The sequence below is a fragment of the Streptomyces sp. NPDC051738 genome (genome assembly GCF_044453205.1).
In the GTDB taxonomy this organism is placed as follows: Bacteria; Actinomycetota; Actinomycetes; order Streptomycetales; family Streptomycetaceae; genus Streptomyces.
Genome location: NZ_JBITCM010000004.1, coordinates 361,077 through 387,909 on the forward strand (window position 1 = coordinate 361,077; position 26,833 = coordinate 387,909).

At 69.0% G+C, this 26,833-nt stretch carries 20 protein-coding genes; 7 read left to right on the plus strand and 13 right to left on the minus strand.

Annotation, left to right across the window (positions count from 1 at the left end; translation table 11 throughout):
- Positions 1–388 precede the first annotated feature (388 nt).
- The 3 genes from ACIA8X_RS12315 to ACIA8X_RS12325 are packed head-to-tail and all read right to left on the minus strand — an operon-like array spanning position 389 to position 3,963.
- Complete coding sequence (locus ACIA8X_RS12315; RefSeq protein ID WP_399458265.1) at positions 389–1,414, minus strand: ABC transporter permease; 1,026 nt, start codon at positions 1,412–1,414, stop codon at positions 389–391.
- Complete coding sequence (locus tag ACIA8X_RS12320) at positions 1,407–2,330, minus strand: ABC transporter permease (protein ID WP_393461855.1); 924 nt, start codon at positions 2,328–2,330, stop codon at positions 1,407–1,409. The genes ACIA8X_RS12315 and ACIA8X_RS12320 overlap by 8 nt, the downstream gene beginning before the upstream one ends.
- Positions 2,331–2,337: 7 nt before the next feature.
- Positions 2,338–3,963 (minus strand): ABC transporter substrate-binding protein, encoded by a 1,626-nt coding sequence (locus ACIA8X_RS12325; RefSeq protein WP_399458266.1) that lies wholly within the window; start codon positions 3,961–3,963, stop codon positions 2,338–2,340.
- A 357-nt stretch (positions 3,964–4,320) separates the two neighbouring features.
- Here ACIA8X_RS12325 and ACIA8X_RS12330 point away from each other — a divergent pair, with 357 nt between their 5' ends.
- From ACIA8X_RS12330 to ACIA8X_RS12350, 5 genes are all read left to right on the plus strand, one after another.
- A complete protein-coding gene (locus ACIA8X_RS12330) occupies positions 4,321–6,141 on the plus strand; it encodes an ABC transporter substrate-binding protein (RefSeq protein ID WP_399458267.1) in 1,821 nt (606 codons plus the stop codon).
- Between the two features lie 6 nt (positions 6,142–6,147).
- Positions 6,148–7,200, plus strand: a complete 1,053-nt coding sequence (locus ACIA8X_RS12335) for an ABC transporter permease (RefSeq protein ID WP_393461849.1) — start codon at positions 6,148–6,150, stop codon at positions 7,198–7,200.
- Positions 7,197–8,129 (plus strand): ABC transporter permease, encoded by a 933-nt coding sequence (locus ACIA8X_RS12340; protein ID WP_393461847.1) that lies wholly within the window; start codon positions 7,197–7,199, stop codon positions 8,127–8,129. Before ACIA8X_RS12335 ends, ACIA8X_RS12340 begins: the two co-directional genes overlap by 4 nt.
- A gap of 178 nt (positions 8,130–8,307) precedes the next feature.
- On the plus strand, positions 8,308–9,282 hold the full coding sequence (locus tag ACIA8X_RS12345; RefSeq protein WP_393461845.1) for an ABC transporter ATP-binding protein: 975 nt from the start codon (positions 8,308–8,310) through the stop codon (positions 9,280–9,282).
- On the plus strand, positions 9,279–10,256 hold the full coding sequence (locus ACIA8X_RS12350) for an ABC transporter ATP-binding protein (protein WP_393461843.1): 978 nt from the start codon (positions 9,279–9,281) through the stop codon (positions 10,254–10,256). Before ACIA8X_RS12345 ends, ACIA8X_RS12350 begins: the two co-directional genes overlap by 4 nt.
- A gap of 84 nt (positions 10,257–10,340) precedes the next feature.
- Here the strand turns inward: ACIA8X_RS12350 and ACIA8X_RS12355 are convergent, their stop codons facing one another.
- The 8 genes from ACIA8X_RS12355 to ACIA8X_RS12390 form a co-directional block, all read right to left on the minus strand.
- The gene (locus tag ACIA8X_RS12355; protein WP_399458268.1) at positions 10,341–11,486 is read right to left on the minus strand and encodes an ABC transporter ATP-binding protein; all 1,146 of its coding nucleotides are present in this window, start codon (positions 11,484–11,486) and stop codon (positions 10,341–10,343) included.
- 25 nt (positions 11,487–11,511) lie between these two features.
- Positions 11,512–12,573, minus strand: coding sequence for an ABC transporter ATP-binding protein (locus ACIA8X_RS12360; protein ID WP_399458269.1), 1,062 nt, complete (start codon positions 12,571–12,573; stop codon positions 11,512–11,514).
- A 10-nt stretch (positions 12,574–12,583) separates the two neighbouring features.
- Complete coding sequence (locus tag ACIA8X_RS12365) at positions 12,584–13,561, minus strand: ABC transporter permease (RefSeq protein ID WP_393461837.1); 978 nt, start codon at positions 13,559–13,561, stop codon at positions 12,584–12,586.
- A 112-nt stretch (positions 13,562–13,673) separates the two neighbouring features.
- Positions 13,674–15,473 carry an ABC transporter substrate-binding protein gene (locus ACIA8X_RS12370; protein ID WP_393461835.1) on the minus strand — a complete coding sequence of 600 codons (1,800 nt, stop codon included), beginning with the start codon at positions 15,471–15,473 and terminating at the stop codon, positions 13,674–13,676.
- A 117-nt stretch (positions 15,474–15,590) separates the two neighbouring features.
- Entirely contained in the window at positions 15,591–16,622 is a 1,032-nt protein-coding gene (locus ACIA8X_RS12375; protein WP_393461833.1) for an ABC transporter permease, read from the minus strand.
- 872 nt (positions 16,623–17,494) lie between these two features.
- Positions 17,495–19,402 carry a translational GTPase TypA gene (gene typA / locus ACIA8X_RS12380; protein WP_393461831.1) on the minus strand — a complete coding sequence of 636 codons (1,908 nt, stop codon included), beginning with the start codon at positions 19,400–19,402 and terminating at the stop codon, positions 17,495–17,497.
- A 383-nt stretch (positions 19,403–19,785) separates the two neighbouring features.
- Positions 19,786–20,610, minus strand: coding sequence for a purine-nucleoside phosphorylase (locus ACIA8X_RS12385; protein ID WP_393448374.1), 825 nt, complete (start codon positions 20,608–20,610; stop codon positions 19,786–19,788).
- Positions 20,611–20,781: 171 nt separating this feature from the next.
- Positions 20,782–21,219, minus strand: coding sequence for a gamma-glutamylcyclotransferase (locus ACIA8X_RS12390; RefSeq protein WP_093905048.1), 438 nt, complete (start codon positions 21,217–21,219; stop codon positions 20,782–20,784).
- 96 nt (positions 21,220–21,315) lie between these two features.
- Between ACIA8X_RS12390 and ACIA8X_RS12395 the strand changes: the two genes are divergently transcribed.
- Positions 21,316–22,764, plus strand: a complete 1,449-nt coding sequence (locus ACIA8X_RS12395) for an NAD(P)H-quinone dehydrogenase (protein WP_093905047.1) — start codon at positions 21,316–21,318, stop codon at positions 22,762–22,764.
- Between the two features lie 166 nt (positions 22,765–22,930).
- Positions 22,931–23,893, plus strand: a complete 963-nt coding sequence (locus ACIA8X_RS12400; protein ID WP_393448371.1) for a DeoR/GlpR family DNA-binding transcription regulator — start codon at positions 22,931–22,933, stop codon at positions 23,891–23,893.
- A gap of 96 nt (positions 23,894–23,989) precedes the next feature.
- Here the strand turns inward: ACIA8X_RS12400 and ACIA8X_RS12405 are convergent, their stop codons facing one another.
- Positions 23,990–24,610, minus strand: a complete 621-nt coding sequence (locus ACIA8X_RS12405) for a TetR/AcrR family transcriptional regulator (protein ID WP_393448369.1) — start codon at positions 24,608–24,610, stop codon at positions 23,990–23,992.
- 132 nt (positions 24,611–24,742) lie between these two features.
- The gene (locus ACIA8X_RS12410; protein ID WP_393448367.1) at positions 24,743–26,515 is read right to left on the minus strand and encodes an acetyl/propionyl/methylcrotonyl-CoA carboxylase subunit alpha; all 1,773 of its coding nucleotides are present in this window, start codon (positions 26,513–26,515) and stop codon (positions 24,743–24,745) included.
- Positions 26,516–26,833 lie beyond the last annotated feature (318 nt).

The following is a 26,833-nucleotide window of genomic DNA, read 5'->3' on the forward strand; positions in this document are numbered from 1 at the left end:
AGCGGCAACCGCAGGACAGCGGGCGGGCACCGGAGGGACAGCGGGCACTCGACAGGACCCCCGCCCCGACCCGTCGCCCGAGGCCGAGCCCACCCGCACCTCGCACCACGAACCCATGACGCCCGCACCCCGCCCCCGCACCGAGGACGCCACGCACCGCGACGCCGAGGCGATGAAGACCGCAGCGGCAACCGCAGGACAGCGGGCGGGCACCGGAGGGACAGCGGGCACTCGACAGGACCCCCGCCCCGACCCGTCGCCCGAGGCCGAGCCCACCCGCGCCCCGCACCGCGAACCCAATCTCCGCTCACCTCGACCTCGGCCCGAGGGCATCGCGGACCGCGTCGCCGAGGATGGGAGATCCCGCGTCACCGAACCCATGACCCCCTCACCTCAACTTCGGATCCAGGGCGTCGCGCACCGCGTCGCCCAGCATGATGAAGGCCAGGACCGTGATGGCCAGGGCGCCGGAGGGCCAGAGCAGGGCGTGGGGGGCGTTGCGGATGTAGGGGGAAGCCGCCGAGATGTCGATGCCCCAGGAGACGCTCGGGGGTTTCAGGCCTACTCCGAGGTAGGACAGGGTCGCCTCCAGGGCGATGTACGTGCCGAGCGCGATCGTCGCCACCACGATCACCGGGGCGACGGCGTTGGGCGCGATGTGGCGGAGCAGGACGCGGGAGTGGGAGGCGCCCAGGGCTCGGGCGGCCTGCACGTAGTCGTTCTGTTTGGCGGTGATGACCGCGCCGCGCGCGATACGGGAGATCTGGGGCCAGCCGAGCAGCACGATGAAGCCGATGACCGGCCAGACGGAGTTGCTGGTCACCACCGAGAGAAGGACCAGGCCGCCGAGGACCACCGGGATGGCGAAGAAGATGTCGGTGATCCTGGAGAGGAGCGAGTCCCACCGGCCGCCGAAGAAGCCGGCGAGTGCGCCCAGCACCGAGCCGAGGACCGCGACGCCGAGCGTGGCACAGACGCCGACCGTGACGGACGTACGGGCGCCGTAGACCGTGCGCGTGTAGACGTCGCAGCCCTGTCCGTCGTAGCCGAAGGGATGGCCGGGTGCCGAGGCCTGCTGGGCCTTGGCGAGGTCGCATGCGAGGGGGCTGCCGGAGGCGATCGCCGCGGGCCACAGGGAGATGAAGACCAGGAAGACGATGATCAGGGACGAGATGACGAAGACCGGGTTGCGGCGCAGGTCGCGCCAGGCGTCGGAGCCAAGGCTGCGGGGCCGTTCGGCCGGGCCGGCGGCCGGCTGTGGCTCCGTCGGCTGCGGGGCCGCCGGCGCCCGTCCGCCGAAGGGGCCGGACTGCTGCCGCTGAAGGGTCTCCGCCTCACTGGCGGCCAGGTGCATCGCGCCGGACGTACCGCTGCCGGAGATCGCCCCGTCGGACGGGAACGGCTGGTCAGGCATAGCGGATCCTCGGGTCGAGTACGGCGTACAGGAGGTCGACGACCAGGTTGCACAGGAGGAAGACGAGGACGAGGACCGTCACGAAGCCGACGACGGTCTGCATGTTCTGGCGCAGGATGCCCTGGTAGAGCTGGTAGCCGACGCCGTGGATGTTGAAGATCCGCTCGGTGACGATCGCCCCGCCCATGAGGAAGCCGATGTCGGCGCCGATGAAGGTGACGACCGGGATGAGGGAGTTGCGCAGAAGGTGGCGGGTGACCACGCGGTGTCTGGGCAGGCCCTTGGCGATGGCCGTACGGACGTAGTCGGAGCGCCGGTTCTCCGCGATGGAGGTGCGGGTCAGGCGGGTGACGTAGGCGAGGGAGACCGAGGCCAGGACAAGGCCGGGGATCAGAAGCTCGCTGAAGGGGGCCGCCGTCGAGACGGACGGGCGGATCCAGCCCCATTCCACGCCGAGCAGGAGCTGGAGCAGCAGGCCGGTGACGAAGGTGGGAACGGAGATGACGACGAGGGTGAGGAGCAGGACGCCGGTGTCGACGGGGTGGCCGCGGCGCAGGCCGGTGACGACGCCGAGCGTGACCCCGACGACGACCTGGATGAGGATCGCCACGATGGTCAGGCGGATGGTGACCGGGAAGGCCGTCGACATCAGCTCGGTGACTTCCTGGCCGTTGAACGCCGTACCGAAGTCCCCGGTGAAGACGTTCCCCATGTAGGTCAGGTACTGCTGCCACACGGGCTTGTCGAGGCCGAACTCCTTCCGCAGCTGAGCCGCCGTCGCCGGGTCGCACTGCCGGTCGCCGCACAGGCCCGCGACGGGGTCGCCCATCACGTTCACCATGAGGAAGATCAGCATCGTGGACCCGATGAACACCGGGACCATCTGCAGCAGACGCCGGACGACGTACTGCCCCATGGCGGGCTCAGCCGACCTTGATCTGGTCGTAGACGGGAACGCTGAACGGGTTGAGGGCCACGTTCGACAGCCGCTCCGACCAGCCGGCGCTGCCGTTCTGGTACCAGAGCGGGATGGCCGCCATGTTGTCCCGGACGATTTCCTCGGCCTTCTGGAAGGTCTGGACGGCCTTGGCGACGTCCGTCTCGGCGTTCGCCCGGTCGACGAGCTCGTCGAACTCCTCGTTGGACCATTTGCCGTCGTTGGAGGAGGCGTTGGTGTAGTAGAGCGGCTGGAGGAAGTTCTGGGTCAGCGGGTAGTCCATCTGCCAGCCCGCCCGGAAGGGACCGGAGAGTTTCTGGGTCGTGCTCTTGCTGCGGAAGTCGGCGAAGGTGCCCATCGGGTTGCCGACGCAGGCCCGGTCGTTGTCCAGGGCGTTGTTGATGGAGTTGCAGACGGCGTCCACCCACAGCTTGTGGGAGCCGGTGTCCGCGTTGTACGTGATCTTCACCTGCCCGCCGGGCAGGCCGCCCCCCTCCTTGATCAGCTTCTTGGCCGCGGCGGCGTCGTACTGGCACCACTCACCGCACAGCCCCTCCTTGTAGCCGCCCTCCGCGCCGAGGACGGGTGAGGTCCAGTCGGTGGCGGGGGTGCGGGTCCCCTGGAAGATGGTCTTGGTGATCTGCTCGCGGTCGATCGCCCGGGACAGGCCCTTGCGGACCTTGACCGAGCCGGGCCTGCTCCAGTCCTTGTCGTAGTGGGGGAAGGCCAGGGTCTGGATGATGCCGGCCGGGGTGTTGAGGTAGCGATCGCCCAGGTCGCCGCGGACGTTGCCCAGCTGCTGGGCCGGTACGTCGTCGACGAGGTCGAGGTTGCCGGCCATCAGGTCGGTGTAGGCGGTGTTGTTGTCCGTGTAGACCTTGAGCGTGACGCCGTCGTTGCGGGCCGCGTCCTCGCCCGGGTAGGCGTCCCATCGCGTCAGGCGCATCTCGGAGCCCTTGGTGTACGACTCCACGGCGTACGGGCCGTTGCCGACGGGCTTGGCCAGCCAGCCGGCGTGGTCGTCGAAGAACGCCCGGGGCAGCGGTACGAAGGCGTTGTAGCCGAGGGTGTCGGGGAAGCTGGAGAACTTCTGGCCGAGCCGGACGGTGAAGGTCCGCTCGTCCAGCACCTTCAGCCCGGACATCGTCTCGGCGCTCTGCTCGCCCTTGGCCGGGTGGACCTTGTCGTAGCCCTCGATGTAGCCGAAGAAGTAGGCGTTCTTCTGGTTGTTCTTCAGACTCGCCCCGTAGTTCCAGGCGTCCACGAAGGACCGGGCGGTGACCTTCTCGCCGTTGCTGAAGGTCCAGCCCTTCTTGAGGGTCACCGTGTAGTTCCGCGAGTCCGGGGTCTCGATCTTCTCGGCGAGCATGTCCTCGGCCTCGCCGGTCTTCGGGTCGTACTGCTTCAGCCCCCGGAAGATCATGGAGAGCACCTTGCCGCCCTGCACCTCGTTGGTGTTGGCCGGCTCCAACGGGTTCTGCGGATCGGTCCACGAGGAGCTGAGCACGGCGCCGCCGTCGCCGGCGCTCCCACCTCCGCCTCCGCAGGCCGTCGCCGCGAGGGCGACCACCACCGCGCATACGGCCCGTCCGGCGTGCCTGGCTCCGCGCATGGTGCGTCCTCCTGACTGCGCCGCCTGTATGTCGCCGCGCCCTGGCAGCAAATATCGGCAGCCGGGGAGGACTGTGCATGTGCACGGCACCCATCCGAGGCGCCGTTAGCTCTTTCGGCGGCAACCGCCCGCCGACCGGTCGGCGCGACGGTATCCGGCACGCATCGCCTTCGCCCTGCCGGACCGTCAGGGATTGACCAGGTGCTCTTCACTGGTGTGGACCATTGACTGTCTCAATCTCATCACTTCGTTGTTTTCGCAGGCCACATGGGGTTTCATGCGCTGTTCACGCGCGCAGTAAAGCGCTGACAGTCCAACAAGCCGTCCCTGTGCAAGCGATGACGTGAGGTCACGATCATGAGCACTCAACAGCAGCACGGCAGAGTGCGGCGCCTGCTCGCCGCCACAGCCGCCGCCCTGACGCTGTCGGCCGGACTCGCGCCGCACCAGGCAGCGGCGGCGGACGGCGACAAGGTCCTCACCGTCGCGGTCGCGCAGAGTGTCGACTCGCTGAGCCCCTTCCTCGCGGCGCGGCTCCTCAGCACCAGCATCCACCGGCTGATGTACGAGTACCTCACGAACTACGACCCGGGGGACGCCCACGCCGTCCCGGCCCTGGCGACCGAGTGGAAGTCGTCGCCGGACAAGCTGACCTGGACGTACACGATCCGCTCCGACTCCAAGTGGTCGGACGGACAGCAGGCGACCGCCGAGGACGCGGCCTGGACGTTCAACAAGATGATGACCGACGAGGGCGCGGCCACCGCCAACGGCAGCTTCGTCGGCAACTTCCGCAAGGTGACGGCCCCGAGCCCCACCGAGCTGGTCATCGAGCTGAAGAAGCCGCAGGCCACGATGACGGCACTGGACGTGCCGATCGTGCCGAAGCACGTCTGGGAGAAGGTCGGCGACTTCTCGAAGTTCAACAACGACAAGGACTTCCCCGTCGTCGGGAACGGGCCGTTCATCCTCACCGACTACAAGCCCGACAGCTACGTCCGCCTCAAGGCCAACAAGGACTTCTGGCGCGGGGCACCGAAGTTCGACGAGCTGGTCTTCCGCTACTACAAGGACCAGGACGCGGCGGTCGCCGCCCTGCGCAAGGGCGAGGTCTCCTTCGTCGCCGGGTCCCCGTCCCTGACGCCCGCTCAGGCGACCTCGCTCAAGGGCGAGAAGAACATCCGCGTCAACGACGCCCCCGGCCGCCGCTTCTACGCCCTCGCCACCAACCCGGGGGCACGGGCGAAAAACGGCCAGAAGTTCGGTGACGGCCACCCCTCCCTGCTGGACGAGCGGGTGCGGCACGCCCTGTTCACGGCGGTCGACCGCAAGACCATCATCGACCGGGTGTTCCAGGGGCACGCGGTGCAGGGCGAGGGCTACATCCCGCCCCGCTTCTCCACGTACTTCTGGAAGCCGGCGGGCGGGCAGGAACTCGCCTACGACCCCGCGAAGGCCGCCCAACTCCTCGACCAGGCCGGCTACAAGAAGAACGGCGACGGCAAGCGCCTCGGCAAGGACGGCAAGCCGATCACCTACCGCGTCCTGTGCCATGCCACCGACCCCAACGACAAGGCCATAGGGCAGTACCTCCAGGAGTGGTGGGGCGAGCTCGGCATCGGCGTGAACCTCAACTGCCTGGACAACGTCAGCGATCCCTGGCTCGCGGGCACCTACGACATCGCCTTCGACGGCTGGTCCGTCAACCCCGACCCGGACTTCGTGCTGTCGATCCACACCTGCGGCGCGCTGCCCTCGACACCGAAGGACACGGGCGCGACGGACAACTTCATCTGCGACAAGACGTACGACGACCTGTACGCGAAGCAGCTCGCCGAGTACGACCCGGCCAAACGGGCGGACATCGTCAAGCAGATGGAGTCCCGGCTGTACGACCTCGGGTACATGAACGTCATGGCGTATCCGAACGCGGTCGAGGCCTACCGCACGGACCAGATCAAGTCGATCACGACGATGCCCGAGAAGGCGGGCAACATCTACGGGCAGGACGGCTACTGGAGTTGGTGGTCGGCGACCCCGGCGGACTCGGACGGCTCCTCCGACGGTTCCGGCTCGACGGGCGTCGTCATCGGGGTCGTCGCCGGTGCCGCCGTCCTCGTCGGCGCGGGAGTGTTCTTCGCCCTGCGCCGCCGGGCGACCGCCGAGGAGCGCGAGTAGCCGCCCATGACCGCCGACGCACCCTCCGCTCCGGCCGTCAAGGCCGCCGCGCCCGCGGTCCGGGGACCGCGGGCGCGCACCACCACGCGCTATCTGCGCTACGGCGCCGGCAAGGTGGGCGGCGCCGCCGTCTCCCTGCTCGCCGTCCTCGTCACCGGGTTCTTCCTGTTCCGGCTGATTCCCGGCGACCCCGTCAAGACCATGACGGGCGGCCGCCCCATCTCCGAGGAGCAACTCGCCGCCTACCGCAGGGAGTTCGGGCTCGATCTGCCGATGTGGGAGCAGTTCACGGACTACTGCGGCAAGGCGCTCACCGGGGATCTCGGGACGTCGTACCAGTTCCGGGCGCCCGTCGTCGACAAGATCTCCGAGGCGCTGCCCAACACGCTGCTGCTCACCGGAACCGCGTTCGTCCTGTACACCGTGCTCGGCATCGTGCTGGGCACTCGCTCGGCCTGGCGGCACGGGGGACTCGGCGACCGCCTGAACACGGGTCTGGCCCTCACTCTCTACTCGATCCCGTCGTTCTGGCTGGGCCTGCTGCTGATCATCGTGTTCTCGGTGGGGATCGGCCCGATTCCCGGACTGTTCCCGACCGGTGGCATGGAGTCGGGCGGTGAGGAGGGCTTCGCGTACGTCCTCGATGTCGCCCACCATCTGATCCTGCCCGTCGTCACGCTGGTCGCGGTCGAGTACGGCCAGACCCTGCTGGTGGCCCGCTCCGCGCTGCTGGACGAGATGGGCAGCGACTATCTGACGACCGCCCGCGCCAAGGGCCTCAGGGACGACCTGGTGCGGCGCCGGCATGCCGTGCCGAACGCGCTGCTGCCGACGGTGACGCTGGTCTTCGTCAATCTGGGCCGGACGGTCGCGGGCGTGATCCTCGTCGAGACGGTGTTCTCCTGGCCGGGACTCGGCGGGCTGTTCTACCAGGCGCTCAGCGTGCCCGATCTGCCGCTGGTGCAGGGCCTGTTCCTCTTCTTCGCAGCGGCGGTGATCGTCATGAACACCCTGGCCGACCTGGTCTATCCGCTGCTCGACCCCCGGGTGGGCCGATGACGACCGAGACCGGGAAGGACGATGCCGGGGCGCGGGCGGCCGGTCCGCGCGCGCTCGCCCGGCAGCGGCGGCGCCAGTCCGTCGTACGGTTCTGGAAGCAGTACCGCACCCATCGCGCGGGCCTGGTGGGTCTGATCGCCCTCGCCGTGTTCGCGCTGCTCGCGCTGACCGCCCCGCTCACCATCGGCTCCGACGTGGCCGGCGTGACCCGGGCGCCGGGGCAGCCGATGGAGAGCCCGAGCGGTGAGTTCCCGCTGGGGACCGACCGGTTCGGGCGGGATCTGCTGGGCCTGCTGGTGTGGGGCTCGCGGGTGTCGCTGCTGGTTGGGCTGCTCGCCGCCGCGCTGTCGGTGGCGATCGGCACGACGGTCGGGATCACCGCGGGGCACTTCAAGGGGGCGTACGCCACCGTGCTGATGCGGGTCACCGACTGGTTCCTGGTGATGCCGACCCTGGTCCTCGCCATCGCGCTGGCCACCGTGCTACCCCGCTCCCTGGGCACGGTCGTCCTGGCGATCGGCGTGACCTCCTGGCCGACCACGGCCAGGCTGGTGCGGGCGCAGACGCTTGCGGTGGAGTCACGGCCGTACATCGAACGCGCGAAGGCGCTGGGCGGCGGGCACTGGCATGTGATGTCCCGGCATGTGCTGCCCAATGTGATGCCGCTGGTGCTCGCCCAGACGACGCTGATGATCTCGTCCTCCATCCTCGCCGAGGCGACCCTCGCCTTCCTGGGGCTGAGCGATCCGAACGTCGTGTCGTGGGGCGGGCTGCTCCAGGACGCGCGGGAGGCGGGGGCGGTCAGCTCCGGGAACTGGTGGTATCTCGTGCCGCCGGGCATCGCCATCGCGGTGGTGGCACTGGCGTTCACACTGTGCGGGCGTGCGGTGGAGTCCGTGCTCAACCCCAGGCTGGGGGTGGGACGTTGAGCCTGCCCGCAGTCAGGACCCACGCAGCGACGCGCCGCGGCGCAGCGGCCGCCCCGCCGGGGGACGCCACTTCACCGCCCGCACGCCGAAGCCCCACCGGCACCGGCTCGGCGACGGCCCACCCGCCCCGCCGACCCGCCACGAAACCAGCCCTCAACCCCACACCGGGGGTGACACCTTGAGCCTGCTCGACGTCAAGAACCTCACGGTGACCTACGCGGGCGGTGCCGCCGCCGTGCGGGGCGTCGACCTGACGCTGGCGGCCGGGCAGAAGCTCGGGATCGCGGGCGAGTCCGGCTGCGGCAAGTCCACGCTCGCCCTCGCGCTGCTGCGGCTGCTGCCGGCCGGGACCCGGATCGGCGGGCAGGTGCTGCTGGACGGCGAGGACGTCCTCACCATGAAGTGGGGCCGGCTGCGGGCGGTGCGCTGGGCCGGGGCCTCCATCGTCTTCCAGGGCGCGATGCACTCGCTCAACGCCGTCCACCGCGTCGGAGACCAGATCGCCGAGCCGATCCAGCTGCACGGGAAGGCGACCCCCGCGGGAGCGAGGAAGCGGGCCGGGGAGCTTCTGGAGCAGGTGGGGCTCCCCGCGGCGCGGGCGTCGGCGTATCCGCACGAGCTGTCCGGCGGGCAGCGTCAGCGCGTCATGATCGCCATGGCCCTCGCCTGCGACCCCCGACTGATCGTCGCCGACGAGCCGACCACCGCCCTGGACGTGATGATCCAGGCGCAGATCCTCCGCCTCATCGAACAGCTCGTCGCGGAGCAGGAGTTGGGCCTGATCGCGATCAGCCACGACCTGGCGGTCCTCGCCGACACCTGTGACCGGCTGGCGGTGATGTACGCGGGCCGCGTGGTCGAGGAGGGCCCGGCGCGCAGGGTCTACGAGGACGCCCGGCACCCCTACGGCAAGGCGCTGTCGGAGGCGTTCCCGAGGATCGGCGACCCGGCGTCGCGGTTCGCGCCGCGCGGCCTGCCGGGCGATCCGCCGGACCCGTCCGCCGTGCCCTCCGGGTGCGCCTTCCATCCGCGCTGTCCGGTCGCGCTGGAGTCCTGCGCGGAGGACGACCAGGAGCTGCGGGCGGCCGACGAGGACCGGCGGGCGGCCTGTGTGCATGTGCGGGCGACGCAGGACACGAGGAGCGGATCATGACCCTCTTGAGCGCACAGGGCCTGCACGTCACCTATCCCGGCCGGCACGGCGCCCCGCCCGCCCGCGCGGTGGACGGCGTCCAACTCGACATCGGCACCGGGGAGATCGTGGCACTGGTCGGCGAGTCCGGCTGCGGCAAGACGACGCTGGCCCGCGCCCTGCTCGGCCTGGAACCGCCGACCCAGGGGCGGGTCGTCTTCGACGGCGAGCAGCTCCGTTACTCCTCGCGGGCCCTGAAGGCGTACCGGCGACGCGTCCAGCTGGTCCTCCAGGACCCGACGGGATCGCTGAACCCACGGCACACGGTGTACGACGCGGTGGCGGAGGGCCTGCGGATCCACGGCCACGGCGGCGACGAGCGTGCGGCGGTGGCCGGGGCGCTGTCCCGGGCCGGTCTGCGGCCCCCGGAGCGCTTCTTCCTGCGCTATCCGCACGAACTCTCCGGCGGCCAGCGCCAACGCGTCGTCATCGCCGGCGCGTTGGTCCTCGAACCCGAACTCCTCGTCGCCGACGAGCCGGTGGCCTCCCTGGACGCCTCCGTACGCGGCGAGATCCTCGCCCTGCTGCTGCGGCTGCGCGCCGATCTCGGTCTGTCGGCGCTGGTGGTGACGCACGACCTGGGGCTGGCCTGGAACATCGCGGACCGGGTGGCGGTGATGTACCTGGGCCGGATCGTGGAGACGGGGGACGTGGAGCAGGTGCTCACGGCGCCCCGGCATCCGTACACCCAGGCCCTGTTGTCGGTCCTGCCGGAGGCACCCGGCGATCCGGTGGTCCTGACCGGCGAGCCTCCCGACCCGACCCGCATCCCCTCCGGATGCCGTTTCCACGCCCGCTGCCAGGTGCTGGCGGGCGGGGAGGCGGAACGGGCGGGAGTGGCGGACGCCTGCCGGACCGAGGATCCGGAGGTGCTCGGCGGAGGTGCGCAGGCGCAGGTGGCGTGTCACTGGGCGCGGGCGCGGATCACCGCCTGACGCCCGAGTACGCGCCGACACATACGAAAGACCGAGGGCGGGAGAGCAGGCTCCCGCCCCCGGTCCATGACGACCCCGCCGGTCTCAGCCCTTCGAGACCGCCGTGTCGCCGTCGGCGTTGTCCTCCAGGGCCTTCAGGCCCAGGTCCAGCACCACGTCCTCGCCGCGGTCCGCGATGGTGGGCTCCTCCGGGAAGTGGCACGCCGTCAGGTGCCCCTCCTTGCTGCCCTCGATGCGCAGCAGCGGCGGCTCCTGCGTCGCGCACTTGTCCTGCGCCTTCCAGCAGCGCGTACGGAACCGGCAGCCGGACGGCGGGCTGATCGGGGAGGGCACGTCACCGGCGAGGCGGATCCGCTCCCGCTTGGCCGCGTCGATGTCCGCGTCCGGCACCGCCGACAGCAGCGCGTGCGTGTAGGGGTGACGGGGCCGGTTGTAGAGCGAGTCGCGGTCCGCGATCTCCACGACCTTGCCGAGGTACATCACCGCGACGCGCTGCGAGAAGTGGCGCACGATCGCCAGGTCGTGGGCGATGAAGACGAAGGCGATGCCCATCTCCCGCTGCACCTCCTGCAGCAGGTTCACCACCTGGGCCTGGATCGACACGTCGAGGGCCGAGACCGGCTCGTCCGCGATGATCAGCTTCGGCTCCAGCGCGACGGCGCGCGCGACACCGATGCGCTGGCGCTGGCCGCCGGAGAACTCGTGCGGGAAGCGGTTGTAGTGCTCCGGGTTGAGACCGACGATCTCCAGGAGCTCGCGGACCCGCTTCTCACGGCCGCCGGGCGGGTTGATCCCGTTGATCTCCATCGGGCCCGAGATGATCTTGCCGACCGTCTGCCGCGGGTTCAGCGCGGTGTACGGGTCCTGGAAGATCATCTGGATCTCGGACCTGATCGGCGCCATCTTCGACCGGCTGGCGTGACTGATGTCCCGCCCCTTGTACTCGATGGTGCCCTCGGTCGGCTCGTACAGCCGGGTCAGCAGTCGCCCGGTCGTCGACTTGCCGCAGCCGGACTCGCCGACCAGGCCGAGGCTCTCCCCGGGGAAGACCTCCAGGTCGACGCCGTCGACGGCCTTGACATGGCCGACGGTCCGCCGGATCGGGAAGCCGCCTTTGATCGGGAAGTGTTTCTTCAGGCCGCTGACCTTGAGGAGCGGTGCGCTGTCCTCGCCCCGCTGCTGCGGGATCGCGTCGGCGACCGCCGTGGTGGTGTTGCTGTTGTCGCTCATGGTGATGCCCCAGTCCCGGTTTGGCTCAGCCCAGCCGGGGCTGAATCGTCTCGATGAACAGCTGCTGCCGCTGGTCCCCCGTCAGGTGACACGCGGCGGCTCGCCCAGGGGCGAGCGGCGGCCGCTCACTGGAGCAACGGCCTCCAGGAACCTCTTCGGTGAAGCCGCACCGCGGGTGGAAGGCACAACCCGTGGGCGGGTTGAGCAGCGAGGGGGGCGATCCGGGGATCGGCACCAGCGGCTCGTCGACATCGGACGTGAGCCGCGGCATCGACCCCAACAGGCCCCAGGTGTACGGGTGCTGAGGCGCCTTGAGCACCTCGCGCACCGTGCCCCGCTCAACCGCGCGGCCCGCGTACATCACGAGGATGTCGTCGGCCATGTTGGCGACGACGCCGAGGTCGTGGGTGATCATGATGATGGCGGAACCGAACTCCTGCTGCAGGTCCTTGAGCAGGTCGAGGATCTGCGCCTGCACCGTCACGTCGAGCGCCGTGGTGGGCTCGTCGGCGATGAGCAGGTCCGGGTCGCAGGAGAGCGCCATCGCGATCATGGCGCGCTGCCGCATACCGCCGGAGAACTGGTGCGGGTAGTCGTCGACCCGCTGCTGCGGGTGCGGGATGCCGACCTTCTCCAGCAGATCGATGGCGCGCACGCGGGCGTCCCGCTTGGAGGCCCCGGTGTGCTTCATGAACGGCTCACCGATCTGGCGGCCGACCGTGTAGTACGGCGACAGCGCGGTCAGCGCGTCCTGGAAGATCATCGCCATCTTCTTGCCGCGCAGCGTCTCCAGCTGCTTCTCGCCGGTCTCGGTCAGCTCCTGACCGTCCAGCGTGATCGACCCGTCGATGGCGGTGGTCTTGCGGTTGTGCAGGCCGAGGACGGCGAGGTTGGTCACCGACTTGCCGGAGCCGGACTCACCGACGATGCCGAGGGTCTTGCCGCGCTCCAGGTCGAAGGAGAGCCCGTCCACCGCCTTGACGACGCCGTCCTCGGTGGAGAAGTGGACCTTGAGGTCACGTACCGAGAGGAAGGCCCGCTCCGCGGCGGTGGCCGCGGCCTCTTCGGGCTTGGTCTGAGTGGTCACGGTGGTTCTCCTAGGACAGCCGCACGCGCGGGTCGATGACGGCGTACAGGGCGTCCACGATCAGGTTGAAGACGATGATGAGCGCGGCGCTGATCAGCATGACGCCCATGAGCATCGGCAGGTCCTTGTTGGTGACGGACTCCAGCGCGAGTCGGCCGAGACCGGCCAGACCGAACGTCAGCTCCGTCACCATGCCGCCCGCCAGCAGGGAGGACAGGTCGATGCCGAGGATGGTGACGATGGGGATGAGGGAGCCGCGCCAGGCGTAGCGGAAGAACACGTAGTTGCCCGACATGCCCTTGGCGCGGGCCGCCTTCACATGCTCTTCCTGCAGCTGCTCGATCATCGAGGAGCGGGACATACGTGTGTAGTTGGCGGTGAAGATGGTCGCCATGACGACCCAGGGGATCAACAGGCCCATGAACCAGCCGCCGAGGTCCTCGCTGATCGGCACGTACTTCGGCTTGTCGAGCCAGCCGGTGCTGTAGACCAGGCCGAGGAGCACCAGGGGGCCGAGGAAGTAGATCTGCATGGAGCTGATGACCAGCGAGCCCGAGCTGAACACCTTGTCCAGCCAGGTACCGCGGTACTTGGCGGCCAGCAGACCGGCGCCGAGGCCGAGCGTGAGGAAGACCAGCAGGCTGCCTGCGGTCAGCGAGAGGGTCAGCGGGAAGCGGTCGAGGATCGTGTCCCAGACGTTCTGGTTGTTGGCGAAGGAGACGCCGAAGCAGGGGGCGTCGCAGTGGCCGACGGCGAAGTCCCGGCCGACGAATATGCCGGCGAGGAAGTTCCAGTACTGAACGGGGACGGGCGAGTCGAGGCCGAGGTTCTTGTGGATGATCGCCAGCGCGTCCGGAGTGCAGTTCTTGCCACAGGCCAGCAAAGCCGGGTCCTGCGGGATGGCGAAGAACATGAAGAACGTGAACGCACTGATCAACAGCAAAATCAGCGCCGCGCCGAACGTCCGGCGAATGAGGAATTGAAGCATGGCAGGCAGCTGCTCTCAGGACGGCGGCAGTCGAAGGGAAGGTCTGGGGAATCCGGGCCCCGGTGGTGGGCGCTCCGCCACGCGCCCACCACCGGTTTGCCGACGAAGCCGGTTACTTCTTCAGGAAGACCCGGGTGACGTCCACGTAGCTCGAGTCCGAGCTGTAGCGGATGCCGCCGATGTTCGAACCGAAGATCTGGAAGACCTTGGTGTAGTAGATCGGGGCGGCCGGGTTGACCTTCTCGGTGATGTACTTGTTCAGCGCGTCCCACGCCTTGGTGGCCTGGGCGGTGTCCGTGATCTTCACGATGCGGGCGATCTCGGAGTTGACGTGCTCGTCATTGATGTGCGAGTAGTTCGACGCGCCGTCCTGGATCTGCGTCCCGTCGTACAGCGGCGGGAAGACCGTGGACGCGGACGGCCAGTCCTGGCCCCAGCCGGTCATGTACAGGTCGTAGCCGTTCTTGACCTTGCCGATCTGCTCGTACCAGGTGGCGGAGTCGATCTCCTTCTTCTGGATGTCGAGGCCGATCTTCTCCAGCGCGTCGGCGATCAGGACGGCCTGCTGCTGACGGACCGGCGTGTTGCCGTAGGCGTAGACGAGCTTCTTGCCCTTGAAGCCGCCTTCCTCGATCAGCTTCTTGGCGGCCGCGATGTCACCGTTGGGCTTCTTGGCCCGGTTGAACGGGTCGTACTTCTCGTCGTAGCCCGGAGTGGTGGGCGACATCAGCGAGTTGGCGGTCTCACCGCCGTAGGCGCCACCGTCGGCCTTGAAGACCGAGGAGGCCGGCAGGGCCAGCGTGATGGCGTCACGGAGCTTCTTGTCCGTGACGCGGTCCATGTTGAAGTTGAGCTGCCACACGTAGGGCGCGTAGCCCTGGATCGTGCGGTTCTTCATGGCGTTCTTGTCGCCCACGACGGCCTGCAGCTGCGTGGTGGCGACCTGACCCGTGAACATCATCGTGTTCTTGGCGTCGCCCTGGTCGGCGAGGAGGGTCTTGGTCTGGTCCTCGTCGTCGTGGTTCATCTCGATGTTGAAGCCGTCGACGTACTGGTGGCGCACCGAGTCGGACTTCGGGTCCCACTCGGTGTTCTTGACGAGCTTCATCGACTTGCCCGGCTTGAAGTCGGCGATCTTGTACGGGCCGAGCGCGACCGGGTCGTTGTCGTACTTCTCCTTGGTGTCCGTCTCCTCCGGGACGACGCTGTAACCGGGCATGGTCAGCATCTGCGGGAGGTCGGGCTGCGCGTCCTTGAAGTGGAAGACGATCGTCTTGTCGTCCGGCGTCTCCAGGACGTTGTCCGGCAGGTGCTTGCCCTTGTCCGGACCTGCGTAGGCCTTGCGGTAGGTGGTGCCGGCGCCGGACAGCCACTGCTGCAGGTAGGTCGGGCCGTCGGTGATGTAGTTCGCGTACAGGCGCTCGACCGTGTGGCGGATGTCCGCCGCGTTGATCGGGTTGCCGTTCTCGTCCTTCAGGTTGTCCTTCAGGGTGTACGTCCAGGTCTTGCCGCCGTCGGAGACCTTGCCCGCGTCGGTGGCGAGGTCTCCCACGACGGTCAGGTTGCCCTGGTCGTCCTCGTTGTACTGGGTGAGACCGCGGAAGATGAGGCGGCTGAGCAGCTTTCCGTCCGAGACATAGATCTGGCCCGGGTCCAGGTGGGAGAAGTCCGCCTCCTGGTAAACGTTCGCAGTGCCGCCCGACTTGGCACCGGGGACCTCGGCAGCGGGGCCGGTGGACGCCTTCGCATCGCCGATCTGCACCGGCTTGGACTGCGACTTGGCGTCCTCCTTGCTCTTGCTGTTGTCCTTCGCCGAGCTGCCGCTGCCGCCGCCGCACGCGGTGAGGGTCAGTGCTCCGGCGGCAACCGCGACAAGCGCGGCTGTGGTGGTGCGGTTACGGAAGATGCTCATGGAGTGGAATCCACCTGCCTGTGAGTAGTAGCGCTACTGGTAGCTGGCCGGAGCCGGGCCGTGGGGACCGAAGCCGACGTGGGCAAGAGCGTGGCCTGCCCGTGAGTGGGGGGACCCTCAGCGGCCCGTCTTGGGATCGAAGGCATCCCGTACCGAGTCACCGAGAAGGTTGAAGGCCACGACGAAGACCACCATGGCCACGCCGGGGAAGAGCATGAAGTACGGGTCCTGCTCGATGATGTTCGCGCCGATGGCGAACATCCGCCCCCAGTCCGGGGTGGGTTCGACGTATCCCACGCCCACGAAGGAGAGGAAGGCGATGCTGAGGATGGTGCTCGGCAGCGTGAGCGTGGCCTGCACCAGCACCGGGGTGACGATGTTGGGCAACAGCTCCTTGCGGATGATCCGCCAGGGCGAGGCCCCGGAGATCCGCGCCGCCTCGATGAACTCCCGGTCACGCAGGGACAGCGTGGCGGCCCGGATCAGTCGCGCCATGCTCATCCAGCCCAGGAAGGACAGGACGATGATGATCGCGGCTGTGCGCACATAGGTGGGCGTCTCCTCGTCCGGAGCGACGAACACCGTGGTGATGACGGGCATCGCGGCGACGAAGAAGAGCTGGTTGGGCAGCGCCATGAAGAAGTCGGTGATCCGGCCGAGCCAGTAGTCGGACTTCCCGCCGAAGTAGCCTCCCGCGAGGCCGATCAACACACCCACCACGGTCATCAGCACCGTCGCGGCCAGCGCCGTGAACAGCGAGGTCCGGATGCCGTACAGCAGCAGGGTGAAGACGTCCCGGCCCAGGCCCGGTTCGATGCCGAACCAGAACTCCCCGTTCATGCCACCGGCGGGCCCCGCCGGCATGGTGAACATGTCCAGGAGTTCGGGCCGCTCCTGCCCGTAGAGCGTGTACGGGTCCTTGCCGTACACCTTCGCGATCAGCGGCGCCGCGGCGGCGATGACGAAGAAGAACAGGACGACGAAGGCGGAGATCACACCGGTGCGGTCGCGCTTGAAGCGGCCCCACATCAACTGCCCGGGGCTGCGTCCCGCAAGCTTCTTCGACTCCTTGGCGCCTTCCTGCGGGGCGCTCTCCTTGTCCACGAGAGAAGGGGTTTCGGCACCCTCGAGCTCGATTGGACTCGTCATGATTCGTCCATTTCACAGATGTTGGAGATCGTCGGGACTGCACAGTGGTCGACGACCTTCGCACGGCGTACGTCTTTCGCAGCGCGCGAGGAGAACAACGGTTGGGGGCGGGCCCCTGAGGAACCCTGGCTCGCGATCGGAACCGACCGGCCGACGGAACGGACCGTCAGGGGAGTTCGCGGCGCCTGGCCGCGACCGCAACCGCCGAATCGGGACTCAGCACGCCTGCGGGGCCTACATCTGCCATCCGGGACGACGCGACCCATATGGCGCTTGTGGCACCTCGCATGGGTTCCTCCTCATGAATCCGCTGGTTCACCGCAAAGGGGAGCACACGACACCTCCAGGCCCCGTCGCCGGTGCCGGAGTTGGTCTGGTGCCCCCACGCTCGCAAGTCCGCGCCCCGTCAGCGCGTAACCCGTTTATCCGAGCTCTACGCGCCTAACTATCTGCTATCGGCCAGGGGACGAACCACAGTCTCGAGGTCTCGGTTCGATCACAGATAGGGGCCAGGTCTTCCAAAATCCGGACAAAGGGTTTGAGGAGAGATCGCTGCGAAACGGACTTGTTACACATCTATCGGGGGGTTGCGTCCGAATACCGGACGTCCTGCGCCGGAAAAACAGTTGCCGAGCGCATACCGTCGGTGCTTGGGTGCCCCGACCGTTCGGCGCGCTGCTCCCGAGCAAGTTGGCACGTTGCTTTCGGGCAGGTTAATGGGATCCGACCTGCCGAACGGGGCCTCACAACGAATCAAAGGGTTTTCCCTACGTCCCGTTGGAGAGCCCTTCACGTCAGTCACCCCCATCTTGTGCAAAACGGCACCGGGCACCCCTCAGTGGGGCGCCCGGTGCCGTCTGCGGCGGTGAGGGTCAGCCGTGCTTGGCGCGGCTCGCGGCGCGGGCGCGCTCGCGGGCGTCCAGGTTCACCTTGCGGATACGGACCGCCTCCGGGGTCACCTCGACGCACTCGTCGTCGCGGCAGAACTCCAGGGACTGCTCCAGGGAGAGCTTGCGGGGCGGCACGATCGCCTCGAACGAGTCGGCCGAGGAGGACCGCATGTTCGTGAGCTTCTTCTCCTTGGTGATGTTCACGTCCATGTCGTCGGAGCGCGAGTTCTCGCCGACGATCATGCCCTCGTACACCTCGGTGCCCGGGTCCGTGAACAGCACGCCGCGCTCCTGGAGGTTGGTCATCGCGAACGCGGTGACGGCACCGGAGCGGTCGGCGACCAGCGACCCGTTGTTACGGGTCTGCAGGGTGCCGAACCAGGGCTCGAAGCCCTCGTGGATGGAGTGGCCGATGCCGGTGCCGCGGGTCTGGGTCAGGAACTCGGTCCGGAACCCGATGAGACCGCGGGACGGCACGACGAACTCCATACGGACCCAGCCGGAGCCGTGGTTGGACATGTTGTCCATACGGCCCTTGCGGACGCCCATGAGCTGCGTGACCGCGCCCATGTGCTCCTCGGGGACGTCGATGGTCATGCGCTCGACGGGCTCGTAGACCTTGCCGTCGACGTCCTTGGTCACCACCTGCGGCTTGCCGATGGTCAGCTCGAAGCCCTCGCGGCGCATCTGCTCGACCAGGATGGCCAGCGCCAGCTCACCACGGCCCTGCACCTCCCAGGCGTCCGGGCGCTCGGTGTCGAGGACGCGCAGCGAGACGTTACCGATCAGCTCGCGGTCCAGGCGGTCCTTGACCTGGCGGGCGGTGACCTTGCGGTCCTTGACGGCCGCCTTGTTGTCGGCGCCCTTACCGGTGCCGCCACGGCCGACCAGCGGCGAGGTGTTGGTGCCGATGGTCATGGAGATCGCGGGCTCGTCGACCGTGATCAGTGGCAGCGGAATCGGGTTCTCAGTGTCGGCGAGGGTCTCACCGATCATGATGTCCGGGATACCGGCGACGGCACAGATGTCACCGGGGCCGGCCTTCTCGGCGGGCTTGCGGGTCAGCGCCTCGGTCATCATCAGCTCGCTGATGCGGACGTTGCCGACGGTGCCGTCACGCTTGATCCAGGCGACGGTCTGGCCCTTGCGCAGTTCGCCCTGCTCGACGCGGAGCAGCGCGATACGGCCGAGGAAGTTGTCCGCGTCCAGGTTGGTGACGTGCGCCTGGAGCGGGGCCTCCTCGTCGTAGGTCGGGGCCGGGATGTGCTGGAGGATCGTGGAGAAGAACGGCTCCAGGCTGGTCGAGTCGGCCGGGACCGTGCCGTTCTCCGGCTTGGTCAGCGAGGCGATGCCGTCACGGCCACAGGCGTAGACGATCGGGAACTCGATCTGCTCCTCGTCGGCGTCCAGGTCGAGGAAGAGGTCGTAGGTCTCGTTGACCACCTCGTCGATCCGGGAGTCCGGACGGTCCGTCTTGTTGATGCACAGGATGACGGGCAGGCGCTGCTGCAGCGCCTTGCGCAGCACGAAGCGGGTCTGCGGCAGCGGGCCCTCGGAGGCGTCGACGAGGAGCACGACACCGTCGACCATCGACAGACCGCGCTCCACCTCGCCACCGAAGTCGGCGTGGCCGGGGGTGTCGATGATGTTGATGGTGATGACGTCCCCCCCGTCCTTCGGGTGGTACTTCACCGCCGTGTTCTTGGCCAGGATCGTGATGCCCTTCTCACGCTCCAGGTCGTTCGAGTCCATCATGCGGTCGTCGACGCCTTCGAGCTGATGCGCGGCGAAGGCGCCGGCCTGCTTCAGCATGCCGTCCACGATGGTGGTCTTGCCGTGGTCGACGTGGGCGACGATGGCGACGTTGCGGATGTCGTGGCGCGTGGCCATGGTGTGGCGTACTCCCGGAGTGGTGAGGACGGCTCTCGCGTACGTCTGTGTTACGCGGGCCCTGCCGGGCTGAACGTGCCACGGCCTTACCCCATGGTACGGGGCCGCTGCCACTGGGGCTTGGCGGGATACGTCGGTGCAGGTCAGGGTCGATTTTGGGGGCCCTGCACCGTGGTTACCGCCGGTCATTTCGCCCCCGCCGCCCCTACCCGTCCCGTCCTTCTGGGGCTCCGCCCCAGACCCCGCTCCTCAAACGCCGGAGGGGCTGAGTAGTTCAGCCCGTCCGGCGTTTGAGGACGAGGCCCCTTCAGGGCCGAAGCGGGGGTCTGGGGGCGGCAGCCCCCAGGGACGGGACGGGTAGGGGCGGCGGGGGCGAAAAACTCCTACAACCGCCCCAGCACCTGCGCCAGCAGCGACCCCATCTGCGTAGCCGAGTCGCGCCCGGCCTGCAGGACCTCCTCGTGGTTGAGGGGCTCGCCCGTCATCCCCGCGGCGAGGTTCGTCACCAGGGAGATGCCCAGCACCTCCGCCCCCGCCTCACGCGCCGCGATCGCTTCGAGCACCGTCGACATGCCCACCAGGTCCGCACCGATCACCCGGGCCATCCGGATCTCCGCCGGCGTCTCGTAGTGCGGGCCGGGGAACTGGGCGTAGACACCCTCCTCCAGCGTGGCGTCGATCTCCTTGCACAGGGCACGCAGACGCGGCGAGTACAGGTCCGTCAGGTCGACGAAGTTCGCGCCGATGATCGGCGACGTCGCCGTGAGGTTGATGTGGTCGCTGATCAGGACCGGCTGGCCGGGGCGCATGCCCTCGCGCAGACCGCCGCAGCCGTTGGTGAGGACGACCGTCTTGCAGCCGGCCGCCACCGCCGTACGGACGCCATGCGCGACGGCGGCCACACCACGGCCCTCGTAGAAGTGCGTGCGGCCCAGGAACACGAGCGCGCGCTTGTTTCCGATCCGGTAGGAACGGATCTTGCCGCCGTGCCCTTCCACCGCCGGCGGGGGGAACCCGGGCAGCTCGGTGACCTGGAACTCGGCCTCGGGTGCGCCGAGGGCGTCCACGGCCGGAGCCCAGCCGGAGCCCATCACGAGGGCGACGTCGTGGGTCTCGGCGCCCGTGAGTTCGCGCAGGCGCGCGGCGGCGGCGTCGGCGGCGGCATGGGGGTCGCCCTGGATGTCGTCCGGAAGAAGAGATGCGTTCACGCGACTGAGGGTAGCCGGTTTGGGCCTACGCGCGTAGATGACAGAGCTCACGGGATGGCGATCGTTGTCTTGTCGTTTCCAACGAAGGTGTGACGGGAGAGGCGGGTGAGGCAGGGGTGAAGCGGGAGGGGGAGATGAGGTCGGCGGGGCGAAGTCGGCGACCGTCAACCGTCAACAGGGCCGCTTCCGCAGCTCCATCACATAGTCGTGCGGCGCCCCCGCCGACTCCGCCGCGTCCGCCACCTCGCCCAGATAGCGGGCCGACGGCAGCCCGCCCTCGTAGGCGTTCAGCACGAACACCCACGCCGGCTCCTCGCCCTCCAGTGTGTGCACCCGCACCCGGAGCCTGCGGTATATCCCGAGACCGACGCCCTCCCAGCGGTCCAGGGACTCCTCGTCCATCGGGGCGATGTCGTACAGCGCGACGAAGACCTGCTCGCCCGGCTCCTCGACGAGCGTCGCCAGCGCGCCGTCCCAGCCGAGCTGCTCGCCCCCGAACGTCAGTCGCCACCCGTTCAGCCAGCCGGTGGCGCGCAGCGGCGAGTGGGGGGCGCGGCGGGTCATCAGCCGCGCGTCGAGATTGCCGGCGTACGCGGCGTAGAGCGACATGCAGAGAGGGTACGGCAGCACAATCGCTCGCCCCTCCCGTAACAGTGGTGTCTCGGGCGGGCCCCCAGGCAGTACCACCGTGAGGCGTGCGGGACAATGGAGTACGTGACTCGGATCGTGATCATCGGTGGCGGACCCGGCGGATACGAGGCGGCCCTGGTGGCCGCCCAGCTCGGCGCGGAGGTGACCGTCGTCGACTGCGACGGTCTGGGCGGGGCGTCGGTGCTCACCGACTGCGTGCCGTCGAAGACTCTTATCGCTACGGCCGAGGTGATGACCACCTTCGATTCGTCGTACGAGGAACTCGGCATCATCGTCGCCGACGACACCCCGCACGTCGACACGCCCGCCCGGGTCGTCGGCGTCGACCTGGGCAAGGTCAACCGGCGTGTCAAACGGCTCGCGCTCGCCCAGTCCCACGACATCACCGCCTCCGTCACCCGCGCCGGCGCCCGGGTCCTGCGCGGCCGCGGCCGGCTGGAGGGCATGCAGGGCCTCGACGGCTCGCGCAAGGTCGTCGTCCGTGCCGCCGACGGCACCGAGGAGACCCTCACCGCCGACGCCGTCCTCATCGCCACCGGCGGTCACCCGCGCGAGCTGCCCGACGCCCAGCCCGACGGCGAGCGCATCCTCAACTGGACCCAGGTCTACGACCTCAACGAGCTGCCCGAGGAGCTCATCGTGGTCGGCTCGGGTGTCACCGGCGCCGAGTTCGCCGGTGCCTACCAGGCGCTGGGGTCGCGGGTCACCCTCGTCTCGTCCCGGGACCGCGTGCTGCCGGGTGAGGACCCGGACGCCGCCGCCGTCCTGGAGGACGTCTTCCGGCGCCGCGGCATGAACGTCATGGCCCGCTCGCGCGCCGCCGCCGCCAAGCGGGTCGGCGACCGGGTCGAGGTCACCCTCGCCGACGGGCGCGTCATCAGCGGCTCCCACTGCCTGATGGCCGTCGGTGCCATCCCGAACTCCGAGGGCATGGGCCTGGAGGAGGCCGGCGTCAAGCTGCGCGAGTCCGGGCACATCTGGACCGACAAGGTGTCCAGGACGACCGCGCCGGGTGTGTACGCGGCCGGTGACGTGACCGGCGTGTTTGCGCTCGCGTCCGTCGCCGCCATGCAGGGACGTATCGCCATGTACCACTTCCTGGGCGATGCCGTGGCCCCGCTGAACCTGAAGACCGTGTCCTCCAACGTCTTCACCGACCCCGAGATCGCCACCGTCGGCTACTCCCAGGCGGACGTGGACGCGGGCAAGATCGACGCCCGGGTCGTCAAGCTGCCGCTGCTGCGCAACCCGCGCGCCAAGATGCAGGGCATCCGGGACGGCTTCGTCAAGATCTTCTGCCGTCCGGGCACCGGCATCGTGGTCGGCGGAGTGGTCGTGTCGCCGCGCGCCTCGGAACTGATCCATCCGATCTCGATCGCGGTCGACAACAATCTGACGGTCGAACAGATCGCGAACGCCTTCACCGTGTACCCCTCCCTTTCGGGGTCGATCGCCGAGGTGGCACGGCAGTTGCACACGCGGAAATCCGGCGGCGAACTCTGACGGCCGGAACCAACTCCTCGCTGGTCACAGGGAGTTGTCGAGCATGCGTACGGCATAGGCGGCGGGACTAGGCTCTATACCACTTCTTGCCCTCGCGTACGAACAACTTCTGTTATTCGGCGCAAACTGCTGAAACCAGACGGTCGTTGGGGTTACTGTCAGTTTCGTGTTCGCTGCAGAACGTCGCCAATTGATCCTCGAAATGGTGCGAGCGAACGGGGCCGTGTCGCTCCGTGAGCTCGCCCGCGTCGTCCAGACCTCCGAAGTGACCGTACGGCGGGACGTGCGCGCACTGGAGGCAGAAGGACTCCTCGACCGCCGGCATGGCGGTGCGGTATTGCCGGGCGGGTTCACGCGGGAGTCCGGCTTTCCGCAGAAGTCACATCTCGCGACCGCCGAGAAGACGGCCATCGCCGACCTCGCCGCGAATTTCGTGGAAGAGGGCGAGGCGATCGTCGTCGGGGCGGGCACCACCACGCAGGAGCTGGCCCGCCGGCTCGCCCGCGTCCCCGGTCTGACCGTCGTCACCAACTCCCTTCTGGTGGCACAGGCGTTGGCCCATGCCAACCGGGTCGAGGTCGTGATGACCGGCGGTACGCTCCGCGGCTCCAACTACGCCTTGGTGGGCAGCGGTGCCGAGCAGTCCCTGCAGGGGCTGCGGGTGTCGCGGGCCTTCATCTCCGGGAGCGGTCTCACCGCCGAGCGTGGGCTGTCCACGTCCAACATGCTCTCGGCGTCCGTCGACCGGGCGCTCGTCCAGGCGGCCGCGGAGGTCGTCGTCCTCGCCGATCACACCAAGCTCGGCACGGACACGATGTTCCAGACGGTGCCTACGGATGTCATCACGCGGCTGGTCACCGACGAGCCGCCGGGCCATGACGACCGTGCCCACACCGAGTTGCAGGCTCTCGCCGACCAAGGGGTGCAGATCGCCGTGGCGGGGGCGAGCGGGAACCCGGGGGGTGAGGAGGTCCCGGCTCGGCGTCAACAGCGGCCTGCGTTGCCGGGGCCACGGAGGGGACAAGCCCCTCCGGGGGGTGGGCCGGGGTTGCGGAGCGCCGCCACGGTACTTGGGGATCCGGGGGGCGAGCGGGAGCGGGCCCGGGTTGCGGATCTGCGACGGCGTTAGGGTCGCCTGCTCGCCGTAGGGGTTTGTGTTGTCATGCGCGTGCGGGTGGTGTGTGGCTGGTCGCGCAGTTCCCCGCGCCCCTGGGTTGGCTGCTGCTCAGCCTGCTTTCAGGCCCCGCAACGTCAGCATCAGCAACCGGTCGGCCAACTCCGGATCCCCCGGTGTCTCCTCCGCCGCCAGCGCGATCGCGTGGGTGAGTTGGAGGAGGTCGCCGATTGCCACGTCTTCCCGTACCGCCCCCGACTCCTGTGCGCGTGCCAGCAGTGCGCCGCCCGCCTCGCGGATCGGGCCGCTGCAGCGGGACAGGGCCGAGGTGGTGTCGTAGGAGACGGACATCAGGGAGCGGGCCAGGCCGCGGTACTCGCCGGCGTGGGTGACCATCTCGCGCAGCCACTTCACCAGGGCCGCGCAGGGCTCGGGGGCGTGCAGGAGTTCGCGGGAGCGGGTCAGGAGGTCGCCGACCGCCTCCTCGAAGACGGCGCTCAACAGGGCGTCGCGGTTGGGGAAGTGGCGGTAGAGGGTGCCGATGCCCACGCCCGCCCGACGGGCCACGTCCTCCAGGGAGGCGTCGGTGCCGTGCTCGGCGAAGGCGGAGCGCGCCTCGGTGAGCAGGCGGTCGTGGTTGCGGCGGGCGTCCGCACGCATGGCGCGCGGCTGGGCCGGCGTCGCCGCCGCGTGCTCGTGCTCCGCAGCCTCGTGTGAGGTCGCGCCCACCATGGCTCCCACCTGCCCTCTCTCACGCCCTCGGCGTGTCTCCAGGATGCCACCGAGCCGAAAACGGGGCGCCCGGCGGACCACTGCTGCAGTCCGCCGGGCGCCCCGGGATGTCGTACGGAAGTCGTCGTACGGTCAGTCCTTGATCTCGCAGATGGCCGCACCGGAGGTGAGGGACGCGCCGACCTCGGCGGACAGGCCCTTTACGGTGCCGGACTTGTGCGCGTTCAGGGGCTGTTCCATCTTCATCGCTTCGAGGACGACGATCAGGTCGCCTTCCTTGACCTCCTGGCCCTCCTCGACGGCCACCTTGACGATGGTGCCCTGCATCGGGGAGGCGAGGGTGTCGCCGGAGGCCGCGGGGCCGGACTTCTTCGCCGCGCGGCGCTTGGGCTTGGCCCCGGCGGCGAGGCCGGTGCGGGCCAGCGTCATGCCGAGGGAGGACGGGAGGGAGACCTCCAGGCGCTTGCCGCCGACCTCGACGACGATCGTCTCGCGGTCCGGGTCCTCGTCCGCCTCGGTGTCGGCGGGGGCCGCGAAGGGCTTGATGTCGTTGACGAACTCGGTCTCGATCCAGCGGGTGTGGACCGTGAAGGGGTCCTCGCTGCCGGTGAGTTCGGGCGCGAACGCCGGGTCCTTCACCACCGCGCGGTGGAACGGGATGGCGGTGGCCATGCCCTCGACCTGGAACTCGGCCAGCGCCCGGGCCGCGCGCTGCAGGGCCTGCTCACGGGTGGCGCCGGTGACGATCAGCTTGGCCAGCAGGGAGTCCCAGGCCGGGCCGATCACCGACCCGGACTCGACGCCCGCGTCCAGGCGGACACCGGGGCCGGTGGGCGCGTCGAAGGTGGTCACCGTGCCGGGGGCGGGCAGGAAGTTGCGGCCCGGGTCCTCGCCGTTGATGCGGAACTCGAAGGAGTGGCCGCGCAGCGGCGGGTCGTCGTAGCCGAGTTCCTGGCCGTCGGCGATGCGGAACATCTCGCGCACCAGGTCGATGCCGGCCACCTCCTCGGTGACCGGGTGCTCGACCTGGAGGCGGGTGTTGACCTCCAGGAAGGAGATCGTGCCGTCCAGGCCGACGAGGAACTCGACCGTGCCGGCGCCGACGTAGCCGGCCTCCTTCAGGATCGCCTTGGAGGACGAGTACAGCTCGGCCACCTGCGCCTCGGAGAGGAAGGGCGCCGGGGCCTCCTCCACGAGCTTCTGGTGGCGGCGCTGCAGCGAGCAGTCACGGGTGGAGACCACGACCACGTTGCCGTGCTGGTCGGCCAGGCACTGCGTCTCCACGTGGCGGGGCTTGTCGAGGTAGCGCTCGACGAAACACTCGCCGCGGCCGAACGCGGCGACCGCCTCGCGCACCGCCGACTCGTACAGCTCGGGCACCTCTTCGAGGGTGCGGGCGACCTTCAGGCCGCGTCCGCCACCGCCGAACGCCGCCTTGATCGCGATCGGCAGGCCGTGCTCCTCGGCGAAGGCGACGACCTCGTCGGCGCCGGAGACCGGGTCGGGCGTGCCCGCGACCAGGGGTGCGCCGGCGCGCTGGGCGATGTGCCGGGCGGCGACCTTGTCACCCAGGTCGCGGATGGCCTGCGGCGGCGGGCCGATCCAGATCAGACCGGCGTCCAGGACCGCCTGGGCGAAGTCGGCGTTCTCCGAGAGGAAGCCGTAGCCGGGGTGGATGGCGTCCGCGCCGGACTCCCGGGCTGCCTTGAGGACCTTGTCGATGTCCAGGTAGCTGGTGGCCGGTGTGTCACCGCCCAGGGCGAACGCCTCATCCGCGGCGCGGACATGCAATGCGTCCCGATCCGGGTCCGCGTAGACGGCCACGCTCGCGATCCCGGCGTCCCGGCAGGCCCGGGCCACGCGGACAGCGATTTCGCCACGGTTGGCGATGAGCACCTTGCGCACGATTGAGGCTCCCTCCTTGAAACAAGCCGAGTTTAGGGACTGCCGACACGCAACATCGACCCGTCCCCGGTGGTGAGCTTGCCCACACGGAGCGTGACTCCGGACTCGCTCTCCCCGCGAAATCCCATGTCGCGCCTCGGCACGCAGGTCTCTCCCGGAAAACCCTAGCCCTCCGCTGTGGTCAAGGTCTCTGTCATCACGTGCTGCGGGCCACTTGGTTTCTTTGTGGAATCCCTACGAATGGCCCAATGATTCTTTGCTCCCGCCCGAACCCTTGTCCGGGGGTTTACCCGTTAGTAGCGTTCGCGATGTCTCGTA